The organism is Thermococcus sp. LS2 (genome assembly GCF_012027375.1).
Taxonomy (GTDB): Archaea; Methanobacteriota_B; Thermococci; order Thermococcales; family Thermococcaceae; genus Thermococcus_B.
In genome coordinates this window covers 74,759-90,901 of record NZ_SNUI01000005.1, presented here as the reverse complement: position 1 = coordinate 90,901, position 16,143 = coordinate 74,759, and the positions used below count along the sequence as shown (strand labels likewise).

Here is a 16,143-nt window from a genome sequence, read left to right as displayed (position 1 = left end):
AGAAAAGAAAATTATCTTCTCCTTCTCAAGGCCAAAAGCGGCAGCAAGGCTAAGCCGACAATGGCTGCTGGTCCACAGACACCCTTTTCAACTGTTTGTGTTGCTGTTACGGTTTCTTTCTTCTCAACTGTTGTTGTTATAACTTCTTTCTCCTTTGTTGTTGTAGTAACAACTTGAGTCTCTTTTATGACCTTAGTTGGGCTTCCAATTAATGACCAATAGCCAACTGTGTAGTATCTTGGATTTGGCTTCCATCCTCTGTAGTGGTCAATTCTGTAGGGTGTTGCAACAACTGGATGGTAGAGGGCTATGAACACAACATCGTTAGCCAAGGTTTCTTCAAGCTTGTAAGCTAACTTTGGATCTCCAGTCTTCTGGAACTCATCAAAGAGCTTGTCAAATTCTGAGTTTGAGTAACCAACTCTGTTTCCTGGATTTCCTGTTGTGAACCATGCCAAATCAGTTGGCTTGTGAGGAACGAATCCCACAATTGCCATGTCCCATGAGCCAGCTCCCCACTTGTCCCAGTAGTCACCAGCCTTGTCAACTGTAACCTTCAGACCGACTTCTTCGAGATAGTGAGCGATTTCGTCACCAATGGCGTCTCTGAAGAATGAATCACCTGGGGCTCTTGTGAGCAAATAAATCTCGAAGGGCTTTCCATCTGGGGTCTCTCTATAGCCATCTCCGTTGATGTCCTTGAATCCAAGCTGATCAAGAATTTGCTTGGCTTTCTCTGGATCATATGGATACAGCTTCTCCTTTGGAAGGTACTCTGCAAAGTTTCCGAAGAATGGTCCCAAGAATCCCATGCTTCCCAGCACTGCTCCATCTGCGCCATAATATTTCTGGACTATTTTATCAACTGGTAGAGCATATGCTATAGCTTTCCTGAACTCTAAGTTGTTGTATGGGAACCCTTTGTTGAAGTTAAATGCAAGCAAGTGGATTGACTTTGAGGCAGTTCTGTAAATCTGAACATTTGGATCATTTGCGACCATCTTCTTGAACTCTTCAAGGTATTTTCCGAAGAAGTAGTGATAACCAGCGTCAAGTTCTCCAGCAGCTACCATCATGGCGAATTGGTTTCTATCTTTGATCATCTTGAAAATGACCTTATTAACTTCCGGCTTTCCAAGATAGTGGTCTGGGAATGCTTCAAGTTTTACATATTCGTCTGGTTTTATCTCTACAACTTTGAATGGTCCGCATCCAATTAGTTGCTCTGGCTTGTCGAGTGAAGCTGTTGGATCTGGGATTATGCTCTTGTTTGTCCAGATGTGCTTTGGAACTATGAAGAGTGTTGTAAATGCCATCTCTAAGAATGTGTCAGCTGGAGCTTCATTTGCATCGTAGATAAGCTGTATTGTATACTTATCAACAACTTTTATCTCCTTTAATCCCTTGAGAATCAGCGGGTCTGGATTTACAAACTTTGCAGGATCGCTTTGGAATAATTCAAGTGTGTATTTAACGTCGTCTGCAGTTACACCTTTGCCATCGTGCCATTTTGCATCTTTTCTTAGGTAGAAGGTGAGTATCTTTTTGTCTCCTTCAGTCTTGAATTCCCACTTCTCTGCTAATGCTCCAGTTAGCTTGAATCCACTATCGTCCCACCTGATTAATGGCTCGTAAATCTTGTCCAGTACAACGTTTGCATAAACAGTGCTTGAGGTTAGTGGATTAAAGGTCTTCCACTGCCTTGTTGCAAGAACAAGTTCAATGTCCGGGCTGGCAAGGGCAGCGGGGGTTGCTACTAGTCCAGCTAAAAATAACGCCAGCAGCACATTCTTCAAAGCTTTCATGTTTATTCACCCCTTCTTAGTAGCAGAGCATTTCTCATTAATACACATGTTATTATTGTATATAAAATTTTTCATAAAAATGAACTAATTTGTTGAGATTTTTGAGATAATTAAAAAATATTAAAGAACAAAAAACAATTTAGTCAAAATCTATCTACGAACTTTACAAGTTTCTTCGGAGAGTCCGGGTCGTATCCCTTAAAGATGCTGAGATAGTATGCAATGATTTGAAACGGCAAAACAGCAGGTATAACCGCTAAGCTTTCATCTTCTTGCCATGGTGTCCTTATGATGTTTGGATAATCAAGATTGGAGTTTGTTATTAAAATTGGCTTTAGGTGTTCTATTTCTTTGAAAATTCTCAAAACAGCATCAAATCTGTTCGTTTTAGGGGCAGTTACAAAATATCCAAATTTGTCTCCGTGATTTGTAAGTGCTATTGGGCCATGTCTGAATTCCAATGCTGGAAAGACTTCGTTTAATGTGTATGTAGTTTCTCTTATCTTCAGGGCTCCTTCAAGGGCTGCAACGTAGCCAGAACCTGAACCCAAGTGAATAAAAGCCTCTTTCTCTGCAAGCTCTTCGGCAAGTTTCTTATATTTTGCTTCGTTTTTAAGAATGCTTTTTACAACATTTGGCATTTTTTCTAACTCTTTTTCCAGCTCTTCTGCACGGGTTAATTTGATTGCAATTTTTTGAAGGATGTATGTAATTGCAGAGAATGATTTTGTAGCTGGGATATTTGGCTCTTCTGCATTCTCTGCTATTACCAAGAAATCAGATACCTCTGTTATTTTTGAGCCTTCATTACAAGTTACCCCTATCACTATAGTCCCTTCTTGTTTTGCTAATTTTATCGCCTCTATCACTTCTGCAGTGTTTCCAGAACGGGAAGAAGCAATTACAAGAGAATTTTTAGCCTTTTTTTACAAAATGAAACATAAACTCAGATGCTGGGAGGGCAAATGTTTGAATATTATTGGATACCTTATTTAAAACGTAAGCTCCAGCAAGAGATGAAAAATAAGAGCTACCACATCCAATGAAAATTACTCTGTTGAAATCATTTTCAAGAATTCTCTCAACTTCTTCTCCGATTTTTAGATTTTTTAAAATCCCAGGAGTTTCTCGGATGGACTTTATCATGTTGTATTCCATTGTGTCACCTCCAAAATAAGTTAAAAATAGAAAAATCAGCTAGAAATGAAATATGTCATATTGTCCATAACCATAACCTCGAAAGTTCCCGTAAATTCATTGTTTCCTGCATTAAGTTTGTTTTCATTCTCTGCTGTTACTGTAACTTCAATTGTTATGACATTCTTCCCAACACTGACAGTATCTGGAAGTATAGCTTTGTTTAAAACAAACCGGACAATTTTAGTTTCATGTGCCTTTAGGATCGGTATCTCAACTTTTAAGCTTGTCTTCATGTTCTCTTTTCCTATTGTGAGTGTCAGTGTTATGTTTTCTGCATCAACGTTTCCATAGTTTGTTAGGGTTACTAAAAGAACAGCACCTCTTTCTTTGATGCTTATTCCAACATCTGGACTCTCAAGTCTTGGCTTGATTGTTCCCCATCTGAAGTACACTATTCCCTCAGCAGGTTTAAGTGGTATTTCTTTGCTCTTCCTTGAAACAAAGTATATTGCATTGAACCAAAGTCTGTAGTTGTAATTTGAATCCAGAACACTGTTTGGCGCATAGTTCAAGTCTCCACTTGTTAGCTCTGGGTGGAAGCTAAACAGAACTATCTTTCCGTGGCCATATTTGGAGTATATTACTGCAGCAGAGTTCTTGATCACGCTATCTACATAGCTCTGGTTGAAGTCTCCCCAGCCATAGCTGAATGTTCCTTCTTTGTGGTCGGTCGAGACATATTTAATGAGCTCAACATACGGGGCAACGTCAATTCCTAGAGGAGTGTCTTTTCCTAAGTCATATGGCTTGAACACTGGTCCGTTCCAGTAAATTGCGTCAAATCCATCTTTGAATCCAAATACAAGTGGGTTGCTTTCGTTTGTAACTTGGACGTGCACAATTCCAACTCCAAGCCACCAGTTTGGCCAATTCTTTAGCTCTGCATCAACAAGCTGAACTTTGGATGTTGGCTCGTTGTAGCCTTTTATCACTGCATAGCCTCCTGCACAAACACCAATTAATCCTCCACCGCCAGCTAAGAACTCTGCAAGCTTTTCTGCACCTTCCTCACCCAACAGTTTCGCTTCCCAAGTCCCGCTCCCTGGTGGGAGAATTAGCAGATCGTATCTGCTAAGTGCACCTGCTTTAATGCTACCGTTGGAAATTATATCATACTTGAATCCAAGCTCTTTCAGCACATCATTTATGGTGTAGTTGTACCCAACATCAAGCAGTGCGATTTTTGGAGGTAATAGTGGAATGACTTTAGCATCTGGAAGCTTCTTAATGGAAATTTCATTAACTGCTAGTTTCTGAATTTCTGCTTTTATTGAATCGATTTCATCTTTATCTCCAACGAGGATAATAGAGCCTCTTGGAACCTCAATACCATTGACTTTTATGTCTTCTGTGAGCATATATCCGTCAAATTCTCCAGCATAGAGTCCCTTATTAATTAGTGAGAGAGCTTTTATAGTATCTTTAGCTTCCATTGTGTATTTTGGTTCTTCTGCTGGCAGGATTACTAAGAGTGCCTCTTTGTTTCCAAGCTCCGAGAGAGCATACCCTTCCTCAGCAATTACGTCTTCAAGAGGAACGCTGTATGTTTGAAGCCCAACAAGTGGAACGCTCTTTTCTTCTGCAACCTCTACTACATGCCCTCTGACAGTTCCAACCCAGCTCACTGGCTCTCCATAATCTTTAAAGTATGCCATGGGGATTAACCAGTCTACACCTAGCTTAACGAAGTCGCTCCATACCTGCCCATAGTGCAGTAATTGGAACTCTTCTGGATAGAGAATGTTGTCCCTTGTCCAATCCGGCATAAGAGCTGCTGATACAATTGGAGTTTCTCCATTCCATGCTCTTAGTGAGTGTACGAAGGCTGTTATGTTTCCTACATAAGAATCAACATCTTTTCTTCTGAGCTCAAACCACTTAACTATATCTGGGTCTCCTTTGATGTATAGCTTGAAGATGTAGTATGGATCTTTTGGCCCTGCAGTGCTTCCATCTGGTAGTGGGACGTCATTGTAGAAAGTGTGTCTTACTGCGAATATGATCTTATCTACATTGATTCCCATTTGCCTTGCTCTTTCAATGTCCTTTGGTGAGAAGCTGTAAACCATATGGGGGTATCTGATGTAGTCTAAGTGTATTCCATCAAAGCCCATTGAAATTAGCTCTTTTATTATGTTCTCAAGAACCTCGAGATACTTTGTATTTGCCAGCCTAACCCTACCCTCAACTGGATAAGCTGTCCAGTTGCTCTTTGCTTTTCCAACATGCCATATTGGGTCTGTTTTTCCGAAGAACTCTTTGTCATAATGCACAATTATCCAGGCGTGCATCCTTATCCCGTTTTTGTGAGCCTCTTCAAGAAGTGGTTTTAGGATGTTTGTTGTATTGTATGGATATGCTGGGTATGTTCTTCCTGGATAAACACTGCTGGGATAGACTAAGTAACCGCTTGTTAGCTTCACTTCTAAGAAGACATCAGTAATCCCAGCTTCTTTGAGTTCTTTCACAAGCTCCTCCGCTGCCATTTTTAGAGCCTTTTCTTTTATATCCTCGGGAATTGCTGGATAGACACTTTTGTCGAAGGGATTTTGATATCCAAGTTGCTCAAGTGCTTCCTGATAATAGACCTTATAAGTGCTTGGCCACATCCAAACTCCTACAATTTGCTGTTCTTCAGCAGAAACCTGTGGAACTAAAGCTAGAGACATTACTAGAAGCAGAGCCAGTGTAAAGGTTGCAACCCTTTTCATCATTGCACAACACCTCATTCATATTGATGCTGTAAAAATAATTAAAGTTTTCGATTAATTTTGTCAAAATAAACAGAGTTATCAAAATAATTTTAAGATATAATGAATAAATTAGAACTAGCCAGTAAGGAGCTTAAGAAACTCCTTTCTTAAACGCTCATATTCAGAAGATGCGATAATTGAAGCGTATGATTCATACATGCTTTCTTTCATAGGTGAAAAGGGGATGTATCCTGCATATCCATTTGCATAGCATACTAGCATTGTGTACTTGTATGGAGAGCTTTTCTTTAGTTCAAGCTGATATTCAACAAACAGCTCAGCTGGTACAAAAATTGCCGCAAAATTATCTCCGATTTCAAGCTTTGCGATCCTTAACGTTATTTTATTAAGATTTTTCAACAGTTCTGCTCTCCTTTTCAAAATTTTTACTCCTAAATAATTGCTCTCTAAAATTCTCAGTTCTGCTGGGGAGACATTCTTAATTTTGCCCTCCACAAGCTTTTTGTATAATTCTTTCTCCAACTTTTCGAGTTCTTCTATAGGTGGAAGCTCCTTGACTTTAAGGTCTATATTTTTCCATTTGAGTTTTATCTGACCTTCAATTTTTTCAATTTCAGAATAATTATCTTTAACATGGGAATAAAACAGCTTAGCAAGTCTTTTAACTTCTTCATATGTCTGAGCTCTTCTTGTAAATCTTGTGCTGACGTTTCCTGCAGCACCATTGAGGAATAATGCTACATTAAACGACCTCTCGAAGAGTCTGCAAATTGCACCTGCTAAGTCTCCAGAAAACTTTCTATTTGAAGCTGGCAAAACAGTGGGATGACAAGGAAAATTTAAAGCTATAAACTCCTTTTCAGAGAACAAAAACACACACTCATTATCCATCGGCCCATCACGACTTAATCTGTTAGATGCTACTCCATTCACCTCTGCTTTTCCTCCGAACAGTGGAGTTTCCTCTATTTTAAGCTTGTTTACAGCACTGAGAATTAAGTCAATTAGATGCTGTTTGTATTCTTCAACTAATTTAACATCCCCCTCACTTAACTCTATACTGCTCCAAAAACCAGTAGAGATTTCTGGGCCGGAATGAGTATGTGTAGCTGCAATCAATACGTTTTTCTCGGAAATTCCGATTTCATTGCTTATTTCTCTTGAAATCCCCTCATAAAGTTCATCATCAACTCGGATGAGGTCTAAGGAAACTATCATTACGGGATTTTCTTCTTCCATATAGAGCATTCTCGCATATAGAGGGTCAAGAACACCCTCGCTCTTTCCCTTTCTTAAAGCATATCCAGCCATTGGCATTGAGTTTTTTGGCGTAATATCAACTTTAACGGAAGCTGTTTTCATGCTCTTTCACCTGTTTTCATGTTATATTTAAAATTTGGCAGCATAACAAATATAAACTTTAAATTTTTAAAGATTGGCGCAAAAAACATTTTGGTGAAGCTTATGAAAGAGGCACTGTTTCATTTAATTACTTATGAAAAAGTGAAAGTTGCTGTTGAATCCTCTGGATGGGAATACGAAATTGTTGGAAAGAGTGTTTTAGATAAGAACATCTACCATGTCAAAATTGGAAATGGAAAAGTAAAGATACTCATTGTGGCAGGCATTCATGGAACTGAACCAGCTCCAGTAAATGCATGCGTTGTTCTAATGGAGGCCTTGAAAGAGAGATATCCAATGAACTATAACTTTGAGAAACTAGAAAACGTGGAGCTTCACATAATTCCCCTAGCAAATCCTGATGGATTTCAGAGAAACTATGAGCTATTTAAAGCAAAAAATTTTGAGCCTCACTGGAGCCATGTATGGGAGGAGGCAAGAAGAAATGCTAATGGGGAGGATTTGAACAGGGACTTCATGTATTTAAGCCAGCCAGAGACGAGAGCAATTCACGAAGTCTTCAACAAAGTTAAACCCCATTTGGTTCTTGATTTACATGAGTTCTACGCTAAAGGTGGCTGTCCGCCCAAGTGGGCAGATGAAACTGAAGGATTCCTCTCAACGATAACAGATACCCCATACAACTGGGTTAATGAGGGCATTAGATTGATTTCAGAAAAAGTTGCCAATGAAATAGCAAAGGCACTTCCATGGAGACCAAAAATGAGGCACTTTATGGCTGAAGCTCAAGAATTCCCAATAGTTCCCAACAATGTCTTAGGATCGCATGTTCCATTTGAGGGATCTGCAAAAGTGCTCGTTGAGAGCTGGGGTGTTGGACTAGCTGGCTACCTTATGAGTGACAGGGTTAGTGTTCACTTAAACGCTATTCTTACAGCAATAGAGTACGCAGAAGAAAATCCAGAAAAGTTTCTGAAAGTTAGGGAAGAGTGGGAAAAGGAGGAAATGAAAGTTGGAAGGGAATATAAGGGGTTTAGGATAACAGGAAGAGAAGTTGAAAAAGCAGCGCAGCTCTTAAGGTGTCATGGCATTGAGTTCGAAAGAGATAAAGATGCATTAGTTGTGAAGATGCCTCAGAAGATGGGAAGAATGGCAATTCTGCTTCTGGACAGAGAGCACTGGTACAATCAGGAGCTCAAGAAGAGAAAGAAGGGTCCGTTTACAGTTGACAAATTCTTTGATGTGAAAGTTGAAACAATAAGGTGAGCCTATGATAAGGAGAGCAGAAACAGAAGACATAGAGGACATAGTGAATTTCATGATAAAATGCTTTAGAACGTATAGAGAGTGGGGTCTAAACAGGGAGAAATTTTTGACATGGCTGAAGTGTGACGATGGCGTTAAGCTTGAGAACATTTTCCTCTATGAAGAAAATGGCAAAATTGCTTCAATGATTCAAATAGTGGAGAGAGAAGTCAAAATTGGTGAGGATTTCTTAAAGTGTGCTGGAATAGCAAATGTATGTACTGCTCCAGAATTCCGAGGTAGAGGGATAGCGAAGAATTTGATGAGTGCGGTTATACAAGAAATAGACAAAAATTATGAAATTTCAGCACTCTTTGCAGGTTATGGAGAAATAGCTCATTCGATATATCAGAAATACGGCTTTAAAGACTCTTATTTCACGGAATACGGGATTGCTGTAGAACAGCAACTTAAGGAAATTGAGAAAAGCTCCTATGTTAGGGAGGCAGCTATAGGGGATGCAAAGGATATCCTTAGGCTTTATGAAAGCAGAATATCGAATCTGGGAGGAGTAATCAAAAGGGATGCAGAGTATATAGCGGAGAAATTCATAAAGAGGACTTTTTGGCACACATTTTTTTATTCCAAGGAAAAGGGGAATGCACTTGTCTTTGATGATGGAAAAATTAGAGGTTACACCTTTATTATGAAAGGCACTTTGCCAGGGTTTTGCATTGTAAGGGAAGTTGTAGGAGAAGATTTAGAAATAACATGGGCACTTCTTAAAGCTGCCACTGAAAAAATGAAGGCTAAAAGTTTGGTGATTTATGCCCCGAGGGAGGAGTTAGAGTCTCTAAATGTGGAGATTTTTAGAAAGCCTGAAAGCTACATGTTCAGGAATTTTGAAGTCGAAAACGCTTACATCTTCTATTCGGACAGGTGGTAGCTATGATTGAGGAATATTATAACATAATTAATGAACTACTTAAAAGAATCATGGAGGAGGAAAAAGAGAACATTGAAAAAGCTGCAGAAATCCTCGCAGAGAGCATTAAAGAAGGTGGAATACTGCATGTAATTGGAGCTGGACACTCAGCAATGCTAGGGGAGGAGCTTTTTTACAGGGCTGGTGGGTTAGCGCTGGTTAATCCAATCCTTGATACTGATATAAACATCTCTCACGGTGCTGAAAAGTCAACAGCAATGGAGAAAATAGAGGGATATGCAAGAATTTTGCTCAAAACAGCGAAAGTCCAAAAATGCGATGTAGTGATGGTAGTCTCAACTTCAGGTGTCAATCAGTTTCCCGTAGAGGCAGCTTTAACTGCAAAAGAGCTGGGGGCCAAGACAATAGGAATAACCGCTGTGGAATACTCGAAGAGCTTAACTCCAAAGAACAAGTTTGGAAAGAGGCTTTTTGAAGTTGTAGACTTAGTAATTGATAACAAAGTTCCTCCCGGAGATGCAGTGCTGAGCATAGAGGGCTTTGAGATGAAGGTTGCCCCAGTTTCAACGATAACTAACTGCTTCATAGCCAACACGATAGTAGCTTTAACGGTTAAAAAGCTCGTTAAGGAAGGCATTAGACCGCCAGTATGGATAAGCGCTCATTTGCCTAGAGCTGAGGAACACAACTCAAAGCTCTTCGAGAGATATGGGAACAGAATAAAGCTGTTCTGAGGTGGTTGTATGATTTTAACGAATGCAAAGCTCTACACTCCTCTTGAAGTCATTGAGCCTGCAACCGTTGTAATTGAAAATGGCATAATTAAGAAAGTCTTTAAAGGCCTTGTCAAGGACGGAATTGATTTAGAGGGCAAAATTCTAGCTCCGGGATTCATAGATACCCACATTCACGGCTGCTATGGATTTGACACCAATGATGCAAAAGTTGACAGCTTTTTAGGAATGAGCAAAGCCCTAGTTAAGCACGGTGTCACGGCTTTCATACCCACAACTGTCACTGCTTCCCATGAAGTTCTTTTGAAAGCCTCAAAAGCTGTTGTGGAAGCTATAAGAACTCAAGAGAAAAAGCTAGAGGGAGCAAGAATCTTGGGATTGCATTTAGAAGGCCCGTATATAAACCCCGAGAAAAGAGGTGCTCAGAATCCAGCTTATATCAGAAAGCCAAGTTTTGAAGAATTTCTTGAGTATTGGGAGGCTTCAAATGGAAACATAAGAGAGATAACAATAGCACCTGAAGTCGAAGGTGCATTGGAGTTCATAGAAAAAGCCGTTGAACTTGGTGTCATTGTTCAGCTTGGACATACTAATGCAACTTATGAAGAAGCTAAAAAAGCCATCTTAGCTGGAGCAAGTAAAGCGACTCACCTCTTCAACGCTATGCGCGGAATTCACCACAGAGATGTCGGTGTAGTGGGAGCTTGTTTAGAGAGCGAAAGCGTATTCGTTGAGCTAATCTGCGATTTAATTCACCTCTCCCCAGCGGCAATAAAGTTGGCTTATAAAATAGCAGGGAAGCATAGGATAACACTCATCACAGATGCAATAAGTGCGACTGGGCTACCGGATGGAGAATATGAACTTGGAGGATTAAAAGTTGTTGTTAAAGATGGAATCTGCCGCCTAGAGAACGGTGCTTTAGCTGGAAGCACCTTAACAATGGACAAAGCAATTAGAAACCTAGTTAAAATTGGAATTCCTATCCAAGATGCTCTCATAATGGCATCATACACCCCAGCAAGGGCTATAAGCGAAGAAAAGCTTGGCTTAATAAAACCAGGAAACAAAGCTGATCTCGTAGTTTTGGATGAGAAACTCAGAGTTGAACAGACATACGTGAATGGTGAGTTAGTCTTTGAGCTTTAATTTTTCTTTTCTCTATCGGTATGTACTTGACATTAAATCCAAAATGTCGCGGCCCTAAGATTTTTAGTCCTTTTGGGCTTCTCCAAACCTTTGGTGCTTTGAATCCGAATACCACATACTCTCTTCCAGCTTTTAGTTCAGAATTTATAACTGGTTCTCCTTCTATTGTTAGTATGGTTATCAAATCTGGAACTGTAACATCAATCTGATTGTTCCTCCATGAGATTATGTTCTCATTTTTGAACCATATCCTGTAAGATTCTCCCTTAAATTCATCAATTCCTTGGAGTTCAACTTCCCCAACTGTAAAACCATTTTCATTTTTCCACTTTAGAAAAATGCACTCTCCTTTAAAAAGAAGAAATCCTCCCTCTTTTAAAAATTTCAGAATCCAATCGTCTTTTTCTCTCAGTATTTTTCCAAGCTTCAGTGCATAGCTTAAGCTGTCCCTAATCAAAATTTCTTTAGAAATCTTCCCTTTTATTGGATGGGAAGCAACTCCAACTTTGGACTTGATTGATGAAACAATACTTCTAACAAGTTTCTCAGCGTTTATGTCATCTTTAATTTTCGGAACTATCATAACGTCTCCATGGAGGGTAACTACAGAAAAAGGGGTCATTTTATGTCCATGAAGATAATAAACAGAGTGGTGAAGCTCTGGGACGGCTCTTCCTGCCATGTCCCCATCAACTGTTGGGATTCCAAGTCTTGCTGCAGTTGAAAGGGCAACAGCTGTACTATTTCCTCCCATTTCAGTTGGGATAATGGCAAAGAATTCTTCATTTAAAAAGCTTTCAAGCTCTATAAGTGCTTCTGCTGCCAAATTTCTATATTTCCTGTCTCCATTAATTGGCCCTACAAAATATACGCTCACAGTTCTCTTGTGGTTAGGGATTTTATTGATACTAATAAGCTTGAACTCTTTTCCTTTTTTGAGTTCTTTTTTAATAAGCCTCCATCCATTCTTTGGACTACCACCGCCCCCGCATCCTAGCACAGTACTTCCTCTTATTATATCTGCTAAATCCTCCTCATCTAGCGTTATTTCGTTGTCAATTGTTTGCATGATTATGACTAATTTTGTTATGTATAAAAGTCTTTTGCTAATATTTTTATGGTACTATAACAATAATTTGCAAAAAATTGAAAAGAATGAACTCACTTTGATGAAGAGTTTATCAGCTCAGAGAACAGTTTAGGAGTATAAACGTTTGCAAGAATTGTGTAGTGGCTGACGACATTGCTTTCGAGCATGAACTCCTCGATTTTCTCCTTTAATGTTCTAAAGTCCTTCTCAAAGAACCTGAAGAGGAAATCGTACTCACCAATATATTCGCTGACTTCGTATATCCTGGGCTCTTCCAAGGCTTTTGTAATGAAATCCTTTACCGCCTCGGCAGAACAGCCAGGTTTAAGCTTAATTAGAACATCTGCTGATGCTAGCTTTAATTTGTCAAACACTAAGAACCCTCTGACTTTGATTATCCCTTTCTCCTCTAATGCCAGTCTCCTCCTTCTTGCAGTTGGTACTGAGACATTGGCTATCTTTGCCAAATCTGTATCAGAGATTCTTCCGTCATCTCTTAAAGCCAGCCAAATTAGAATATCGATTTCGTCGAGGTAGTCCTTGAGAATCTCTTTAAAAAATTCAAGCTCTTTCTTATACCTTGCCTCATTTTTGTTTACCAAATTTTTCACCTCCATGAGAACTACTGGGGTATTCTTAGCAATCTGGTTATCAAATTTTAACTTATTTAAAACCCCGTGGTTTAAAAACCTATTGGCGGTTTGTTAATAGAAAATGGAGCAAAGTAAGAAAATTAAAAAATTAAATTGTTATCTGCTTGTCACTCTTTGAGGCCCTATACAATGCGCTCACTGCTTTATGAACTTTCAAGCCATCAACTTCATTAACCACTGGCTTTGTACCATTTTCAATGCATTCAAGGAAGTGCTTTAACTGTCTCAGATACATTTCTTCAACGGGTTCGCTAAAGTTGCCCTCTTCAAGGATTTGCATCTCTCTTTTTGAAATTCTGTAGTCCCCTCCAAGATATCCATCAACCGTAACAGTTCCATTGGTAGCTTGCAGTCCCCATTTTCTCCATCTGTGCTGAGCGGTCCATGTCTGCATTAATGTTGAAATGGCTCCACTCTTATGGACAAAAGTTGCTACAGCATTATCCTCTATCGTGGCATCTTCTTCAAGAGTCCAGCATCTTCCGTAGACTTTCTTTATGTCTCCAGCGTACCAGAGGAAATAATAAATTACATGCACTGCGTTTTCATTTATCATTCCGCCACTTTTTCCTTTGTCTTTTATCCACTCATTCCTAGGAGTCCTTCCTAAAGCTATATGCCACTGGAAGAGAACATCTCCAAGCTCGTTGTCCAGATAATCCTTTACCTTCATGAAAAGTCCATGGAATCTAAGGCTAAACGCCACCATGAGTTTATTCGTTCCTTTGGCTTTCCTGTAGATTGCTCTTGCGTCATAAATATCAGCGCCCATGGGCTTTTCAAGGAGAACGTGGAATCCATTTCTCAAGGCATATAAAGCTTGTTCTCTGTGCAGATGGGGAGGTGTTGCAATTATTACTCCATCTGGGCTCTCATTCTCAAGCATCTCTTTATAATTTGTATAAACTGGAACTTTGTACTCTGCTTTCACTTTTTCAAGGATCTCTTGCTTGATGTCGCAAACTCCTGCTATTTCCACGTTTGCCATTTTCATGACTTTCAAATGCAACTGCCCCATGCTTCCGGCACCGATGAGAGCAATTCTCATTTATATCACCCGAATATCTTTTTTAGAGAGGTGAATGAGTCTTCAGCGGCTTTAACGGGATCTGCTAAGTATGGCGGCACTTCTGGAAGGATGTACCCGTCATATTTCACTTCTTCAAGAGCTTTTCTAACCTCACTCCAGTTGACGCTCCCGCTGAGAGGAATTCCAAACTTAAGTTCGACTAAGTTAAAGTCCTTAACGTGAACTTGGAGTATCTTGTCTCTAAGAACTCTTATCCAGTGCTCTGGCAGTGAGTGAGGTATTGTGTTGCCTACATCAAAATAGGCCCCAACATTCTCACAGTTTATTTCGTCTAAGAATTGCTTGAACTCTAATGGCCCCGCAAAAACTCTGTTCCACACATTCTCCAGTCCTATCTTAACCCCGTATTCCTCTGCAATTTTTGAAGCTTCTTTTACGAATTCTGATGCCTTTTCAAAGTGCTTTTCATAGGCCAAGCTTGGAACTCCAACTCCGGGAACAATTAGTATAAGCTCTGCCCCTAAAAGTGATGCTGCCTCACATTCTGCTTTGACGACTTTCAAGGCGTTTTCTTTGTCTGTGATAGGATTGAAGCGCCAGAACAAGCCAGTTGCAACACTGGGTATCTCTATGTCCACGCTTTCGGAAGTTTCTTTGATTGTTTTAAACTTGGTCTTGAATTCGTCTTTTCCAAAATGCTCAAGGTCCTCTAATGCTAATCCGACCTCATAACCAACATAGCCAATTTCTTTTGCAGCTTTGAGGGCTTCTTCTATTGAAAATGTTTTCGGAAAGCTCCAACAGTTAATTCCAAATTTCATATCTTCCACCTCTCAAAGAGCTCCTTTATCTTGAGGAAATTTTTCTCGGGAGTCCAGCCATATGAGTAAAAACTCACACCATCAATTGGAGAGTCCAAAGCCAATTTAAGCTGTTCTTCAATGTCCTCTGGAGTTGTTGGCGGCCATGATGCCAAACCAAGAATTAGGAGCTTATCCTTCAAGTATTTTCTTGCTATTCTAGTTTCATATGGTATCCTGCAAATGGATTTTCCAAAAGGCTTGACATAAATCATTATCTTCACTGCATCCACAATTTCCACAAGCTTTTTGTAGTCTTGACCCAAAAGCCAAGCCCCAGAAGGAGGATATAAATCAGCGCTTATCTGCGCTTTAGGATTGTTCTTTTTAACTATCTTTGAAAGCTCTTTTAAGAGAATACTTATTTGTCCTGCTCTAAACTTTAGCCACTTCTTAATTAGCTCGTTTTCGATTATTTCCCGTGTAAACTCAAGATATGTTGCTTCCAAGTAGTCATCATCTTTACAGTAATATGAGTTTGGAAGGTATTTAACGTGCCATTCAACAATCTCTTTTAGAGTTTCTCTAACCTCTTCTAGGTCGAGATTATGTTTTAAGGCTTCAGCTTTGCAGTGCTCACAGAAACAAGGGGAAAGAGCAAGATTCAGCAGAGGAGTTCCATACGTTAGGGGAATCTCTGGATATCGTATGAAATCAAACTCAAACTCATCGAACTCATACTTTTCTGAGAGCTCCTCTATCATAAGTGAAAGGGTTTCTCTTACAAATGGGTTTGAGGGGCATAGAAACATTCTTTTATAGCCTGGATGGGAACCATAGATATCTTTAACTCCAAAATCTAAGCTGTCTCTAACAGCTTTCTCCCATCTAAGTGTGGGGAACCAGAGAACACTTTTAATTGAGTTCTCTTCACAGGCTTTGATGAACTTTCCCACAACATCTCCTTTAACCTCTTTTGAAGGCTTAGGTCTTAGCTGAGGAGGTAAGTGCGAGTACCTTTCCCTATCGGGAATCCAATAGACTGCATTTTCTTCGGAAGTGTATGCTCTCTTTTTAGGATTCTGGAAAATTATATTAGGTCCAGGCCAGTCTTGTCGCTCTTCAATATAGCGAACAGCTAGGCTTGCGTGGGTGAATCCATAATGAGAGATTTTTGATATTGCTTCTTCGTTAAAGTCCCAAGGATGAATCCATACGCCTTTGTACATTACACTCCCCTATTTTGTCTTCTGCACTTTGCTTTAAAAATTTTTGTAATAATCATCAAATTTTAAGATTTATGGTAAAAAAGCGCATAATTTTAAATGAATATTGAAAAAGATTGAAAAAACTTTAGAGGGTTTCCCCCAAATCTCAATACATCTCTCCTTCAATCTCTCTAAAACTTCCCCCCG

General features: G+C 39.6%; 14 protein-coding genes and 1 pseudogene. 4 read left to right on the top strand and 11 right to left on the bottom strand.

Going from position 1 to position 16,143, the window contains the following annotated elements; all coding sequences use genetic code 11:
• Positions 1–11 precede the first annotated feature (11 nt).
• The 6 genes and pseudogenes from E3E24_RS08005 to E3E24_RS07985 form a co-directional block, all read right to left on the bottom strand.
• On the bottom strand, positions 12–1,805 hold the full coding sequence (locus E3E24_RS08005) for an ABC transporter substrate-binding protein (protein WP_167915858.1): 1,794 nt from the start codon (positions 1,803–1,805) through the stop codon (positions 12–14).
• Positions 1,806–1,948: 143 nt separating this feature from the next.
• Positions 1,949–2,518, bottom strand: a complete 570-nt coding sequence (locus E3E24_RS08000) for an SIS domain-containing protein (protein WP_370520479.1) — start codon at positions 2,516–2,518, stop codon at positions 1,949–1,951.
• Positions 2,513–2,710 (bottom strand): annotated as a pseudogene (locus E3E24_RS12975) (SIS domain-containing protein); the annotation flags it as partial. The gene E3E24_RS08000 and the pseudogene E3E24_RS12975, both read right to left, overlap by 6 nt.
• 10 nt (positions 2,711–2,720) lie before the next feature.
• Complete coding sequence (locus tag E3E24_RS07995; RefSeq protein ID WP_167915845.1) at positions 2,721–2,963, bottom strand: hypothetical protein; 243 nt, start codon at positions 2,961–2,963, stop codon at positions 2,721–2,723.
• 35 nt (positions 2,964–2,998) lie between these two features.
• Positions 2,999–5,719, bottom strand: coding sequence for a putative glycoside hydrolase (locus tag E3E24_RS07990; RefSeq protein WP_167886734.1), 2,721 nt, complete (start codon positions 5,717–5,719; stop codon positions 2,999–3,001).
• Between the two features lie 114 nt (positions 5,720–5,833).
• Positions 5,834–7,081: a neutral/alkaline non-lysosomal ceramidase N-terminal domain-containing protein gene (locus tag E3E24_RS07985; RefSeq protein ID WP_167886735.1), complete on the bottom strand. Its 1,248-nt coding sequence runs from the start codon at positions 7,079–7,081 to the stop codon at positions 5,834–5,836.
• Positions 7,082–7,183: 102 nt separating this feature from the next.
• Between E3E24_RS07985 and E3E24_RS07980 the strand changes: the two genes are divergently transcribed.
• From E3E24_RS07980 to nagA, 4 genes are read left to right on the top strand one after another with little or no spacing between them, the layout of a single operon-like run.
• Entirely contained in the window at positions 7,184–8,347 is a 1,164-nt protein-coding gene (locus tag E3E24_RS07980; RefSeq protein ID WP_240912202.1) for a M14 family zinc carboxypeptidase, read from the top strand.
• Positions 8,348–8,351: 4 nt separating this feature from the next.
• A complete protein-coding gene (locus E3E24_RS07975; RefSeq protein ID WP_167886737.1) occupies positions 8,352–9,272 on the top strand; it encodes a GNAT family N-acetyltransferase in 921 nt (306 codons plus the stop codon).
• 2 nt (positions 9,273–9,274) lie between these two features.
• The gene (locus tag E3E24_RS07970) at positions 9,275–10,006 is read left to right on the top strand and encodes an SIS domain-containing protein (protein ID WP_167886738.1); all 732 of its coding nucleotides are present in this window, start codon (positions 9,275–9,277) and stop codon (positions 10,004–10,006) included.
• 9 nt (positions 10,007–10,015) lie between these two features.
• Positions 10,016–11,155 (top strand): N-acetylglucosamine-6-phosphate deacetylase, encoded by a 1,140-nt coding sequence (gene nagA / locus E3E24_RS07965; protein WP_167886739.1) that lies wholly within the window; start codon positions 10,016–10,018, stop codon positions 11,153–11,155.
• Here nagA and E3E24_RS07960 read toward each other — a convergent pair.
• The 5 genes from E3E24_RS07960 to E3E24_RS07940 form a co-directional block, all read right to left on the bottom strand.
• Positions 11,106–12,224, bottom strand: a complete 1,119-nt coding sequence (locus tag E3E24_RS07960; protein WP_167886740.1) for a DUF917 domain-containing protein — start codon at positions 12,222–12,224, stop codon at positions 11,106–11,108. The genes nagA and E3E24_RS07960 overlap by 50 nt on opposite strands.
• 92 nt (positions 12,225–12,316) lie before the next feature.
• A complete protein-coding gene (locus E3E24_RS07955) occupies positions 12,317–12,847 on the bottom strand; it encodes an Lrp/AsnC family transcriptional regulator (RefSeq protein ID WP_240912196.1) in 531 nt (176 codons plus the stop codon).
• 139 nt (positions 12,848–12,986) lie between these two features.
• Positions 12,987–13,946: a Gfo/Idh/MocA family protein gene (locus E3E24_RS07950; protein WP_167886742.1), complete on the bottom strand. Its 960-nt coding sequence runs from the start codon at positions 13,944–13,946 to the stop codon at positions 12,987–12,989.
• Between the two features lie 5 nt (positions 13,947–13,951).
• Complete coding sequence (locus E3E24_RS07945; protein ID WP_167886743.1) at positions 13,952–14,749, bottom strand: sugar phosphate isomerase/epimerase; 798 nt, start codon at positions 14,747–14,749, stop codon at positions 13,952–13,954.
• The gene (locus E3E24_RS07940; RefSeq protein ID WP_167886744.1) at positions 14,746–15,957 is read right to left on the bottom strand and encodes a hypothetical protein; all 1,212 of its coding nucleotides are present in this window, start codon (positions 15,955–15,957) and stop codon (positions 14,746–14,748) included. The genes E3E24_RS07945 and E3E24_RS07940 overlap by 4 nt, the downstream gene beginning before the upstream one ends.
• Between the last annotated feature and the right edge of the window lie 186 nt (positions 15,958–16,143).